1 protein-coding gene is annotated in these 1251 nt (G+C 44.2%); it reads left to right on the top strand.

From position 1 onward, the window contains the following. Positions 1 to 1251: hypothetical protein (locus HMPREF9075_RS13495; RefSeq protein ID WP_009415577.1), on the top strand; the 1251-nt coding region annotated here is incomplete at both ends.

The raw sequence follows: 1251 nt of genomic DNA, 5'->3' as shown, positions 1-1251 counted from the left end.
TAACGGTAAGAGACACCTATGGCTGTTCGGTAAGTAGGACAGTGAGAGTAGGTGCGATGCCAGATTTGAGTACCGACTTTTCGTTGAAGGTAGCCGATGCGACTGTTTGTCCAGCAGCTGGAGCAGCCAATACGCTTACTTTAACATTCAGTTCAACTACTTGGGCGGCGAATGTGGCAGTAGCGGATATATACTATCGTATTAACAGCGATAATACGTGGACACGGGTAACTACAAACCCAGTAACGTTTATCCACCCAAGCTTTAAGTCAGGGTCAACGATAAGTATCACTTATAAGAAGACGGAACAAGGCGGGACAAATACCTTGTGTATTACAGAAACTAAGGATTATACCGTACCGCATAACTTGAGTGGAGTTACAGTAAATACCAACTTGAATGATGCTAAGTTCCATAGTTGTTCGGGAGCTAATGGCGGCTTTACAGCAACAGTAACGATACCAGCACAGGTGGGAGCAACCTATGAGTTCTCGCTAGACGGCAACCATTGGTCGGCGCCTAATAATGGAGCTAACTCACGAGTATGGACAGGCTTGATACCAGGACGTACCTATAAGTTCTATGTAAAAGATAATAGAGGTTGTACAGCCGAGTATGACGGAGACATTTACGGCAATAGCTACAATCCATACGTTAAGATGGTTTTAACGGCAACGCCAGCTTGTAGCAATGGTGCACAAGGTACGCTAACAATACAGTTTACTAAGCGTTCAGGAACTTCGATAAGTGGTACATACCAACTATACGAATTGCCAACGCCAGTACCTAATGGTAGACAAGGAACGGCAGTAGGGGCACCAGTACCAGTAACGATTCCAGGTGTATCATATACGCTTCCAACACCTATAGGAGTAGACCCAGGAAAGACCTATTATGTAGAGTATAAAGAGGGGACAAATTGTCTATGGGGCAGCAATGATGTAGAGGTTAAGAAACTCACTACTATACAAGGAATTGTATCGGTAACTACAACAGCAACTTGTGAAAATGATGCGATAGTAGAAGTTACAGGACTTTCAGGTGGCGGAGGCCAATACACGATAACCTTAGAGGAAAGAGTAACGGGTAGCTTTGGCAGCACGCCTATAGCGGTGGGCAGCAACAAAGTACGCATACAGAAAGGTAATGTAACGGGCGTAACACCATCGTTTAAATACCCAGATTTACCTAAAAAAGTAGGGGTAAATGTACTAGTGAGCGACCAATACAATTGTAGCCCTATAGACTTTG

It is taken from the genome of Capnocytophaga sp. oral taxon 332 str. F0381, from assembly GCF_000318275.2.
Lineage (GTDB): Bacteria > Bacteroidota > Bacteroidia > Flavobacteriales > Flavobacteriaceae > Capnocytophaga > Capnocytophaga bilenii.
Note: the sequence above shows the minus strand (reverse complement) of the source record. Positions and strands in the feature narration are given on the sequence as shown.